Raw genomic sequence first — 842 nt, 5'->3', positions numbered from 1 at the left:
GCAGAGTGATGGCGAAGAAGGGAATGCCGAACCAGATGTTGGCGACGATCGGCCCCCACATAGCTGTGGCCGGATCGGAAAGCACGTTGGTCGGCTCGGCCTTCAGGCCGAGCGCGAAAAGCCAGTGCGGCAGCGGGCCGATGATCGGGTTGAACAGCCAGGCCCAGGTAAGGCCGGAAAGAAAGGACGGCACCGCCCAGGGCAGGAACACCACGGCCTGCACGACCTTGCGGCCATAAAAGGGCTTGTCGAGCAGCAGCGCCAGACCAAGCCCGAGGAAGAACTGGAAGAACAGGCTGGCGGCCGTCCACCAAAGCGTGTTGACCAGCGCCTGGCCGAGCACCGCGTCGGAGAGCATCGCCTGGTACTGGCCGAGCCCGACATATTCCGATTTGAAGGCGGAGAATTTGCGGAAGGAATAGCTGATGCCGATGATCAGCGGCACCAGGAGCACGACGACCAGCAGGACGATAGCCGGCGAAAGATAGAGCCAGGGCTCGATCGCGGCCTTGCTCAGCCGCTTCTTGCGCGGCCGGCCGGTCGATCGGATTTCGGACACTGCGTAGGTCATTCGATTTGGCTCTACGGGTGATGGTGAGGCCAGCGTGGCGACAGCGTCCTTCTCCCCGTTCACGGGGAGAAGACGCCGGTTCACCCTCCGTAGCTGCAGCGCAGCTGCTGCGGAGGAGGGCAGGCAGATGAGGAGCGGAGGCGACTTTCAGGATTCGGCGCTGCCCTCATCCGTCACTAGTCCGTGAATGTCGTTCTCCCAAAACCGCTTCGCACTTTTGGGCGACATTCATCGGGTGACACCTTCTCCCCGCTTGCGGGGAGAAGGTGTC

General features: G+C 62.7%; 1 protein-coding gene. It reads right to left on the bottom strand.

Going from position 1 to position 842, the window contains the following annotated elements:
• Positions 1-571 (bottom strand): sugar ABC transporter permease (locus tag EOA60_RS35230; protein ID WP_164899883.1); only part of this gene is annotated, 571 nt, incomplete at its 3' end.
• Positions 572-842: the final 271 nt, after the last annotated feature.

Origin of the sequence: Mesorhizobium sp. M1A.F.Ca.IN.020.06.1.1 (genome assembly GCF_004023265.1) — a bacterium.
GTDB lineage: Bacteria > Pseudomonadota > Alphaproteobacteria > Rhizobiales > Rhizobiaceae > Mesorhizobium.
The sequence above is the reverse complement of the archived record's forward strand: the minus strand, read 5'-3'. Positions and strand labels throughout refer to the sequence as shown.